Source organism: Campylobacter sp. 2018MI10 (assembly GCF_018501175.1).
GTDB lineage: Bacteria > Campylobacterota > Campylobacteria > Campylobacterales > Campylobacteraceae > Campylobacter_E.
Genome location: NZ_JAHCZD010000042.1, coordinates 1 through 1384, shown reverse-complemented (window position 1 = coordinate 1384; position 1384 = coordinate 1). Strand labels below are relative to the sequence as shown.

2 rRNA genes are annotated in these 1384 nt (G+C 25.4%); both read left to right on the top strand.

Going from position 1 to position 1384, the window contains the following annotated elements:
• A 23S ribosomal RNA gene (locus KJR01_RS09555) occupies window positions 1–99 on the top strand; the annotation flags it as partial.
• Window positions 100–325: 226 nt separating this feature from the next.
• Window positions 326–442: ribosomal RNA gene (gene rrf / locus KJR01_RS09550) — 5S ribosomal RNA — on the top strand.
• Window positions 443–1384 lie beyond the last annotated feature (942 nt).

Genomic DNA, 1384 nt, shown 5'->3' with positions numbered 1-1384 from the left:
TCTTAAGGTCGCAGCAAGACTAGCTGCTTGATAGGTTGGGTGTGTAAGTGGTGAAAGCCATTTAGCTGACCAATACTAATAGACCGTCCGCTTACTTTAAATAAGCATTACTTCCTTGCTAAGGTTTTAATTGACTTGTTCTTTTTCCTTATTGCGTCGTCAAGCTCCTTTGATAGACTATCAGTCTTATCTCAGTCGCTTTCCTAGCACTAAGAAAAAATAACTGCGTCACTTTTAGCTTTAAAAAGGTTATTGAATTAGTTTATTACTTGCTTTTAACATTGTTATTTAAGTTTATTAAATACTAATAGATTTAAATAACAATGTCCGTGATTATACAAATGTGGTAACGCCTTGTCCCATCCCGAACCAAGAAGCTAAGCACATTGTGGGTGATGATACTACGCCTTACTGGCATGGGGAAAGTAGCTCGTTGCGGACTTGTTAAAATCTTTTTTAACTCCTTTCTTTTTAATAATAATTGATTTTTATATACATATTTTTAGATTTAATTTTTTATTATATTTTTTAATTGTAGAAACGGGATAGGGCTAAAAGGTAAGTTTTTATTGTTGCTTTCTTTTTTAGCTTTGTTTGGGTTTGGACTTTTTTAATTGTTTAGGTTTTTAATACTTTAAGTAGTTTTAGTATATGCTAGAAGTATTTATAAGTTATATGTTTAAAATATTTATATGAGTATGCTTATTTAATTTAAGTAGCTTTATATGTTTAAAGAATTATGTATTTAATAAGCTTAGATGATTAATTGTTTTTTAGGTAGTTAAAGTTAAATCAATATTAGAATAATATTTAGACGTAAGCCATAATCTCATATGAAAACATCATTAAGGTAATATGATTGGTTGAAAAATAATATTGGTAGTGAAAGATTGCGATTTAATATTATTTTTTCCAATTTTAATTAAGTAATATTATTAGAAGCAATTTCTTATTTATGCTATCAAATCTTTATCTTTAATAAGCAATATTAGTAGTAAATGAGGTGGTTATAAAATTAGGTTTATTTAAAACGAAGTTTATTTAAAACGAAGTTTATTTAAAACAAAGTTTTTAAAAAACAAAGTTTTTAAAAAACGAAGTGTCTGTAAAAGAAGTTTTTAAAACTAGGTTTATGTATAGCAAAATTTATATCAAATAAAGTTTATTTAAAACGAAGTTTCTGTAAAACGAAGTTTTTAAAAATTAAAGCTTATATAAAATTTGGATTTAAATTCTTTTGCAGTAATTAGGGCTTAGATTGTTTTTAGAAGATAAGTAATTAATACTAAAATATTTTTATGCTAAGTTTAATTAGTGATTTAAAGTAATAAAAATTAAACTTAATTAAATACCTTAGAGTAAGTTAATACCTAAGCTTATTAAG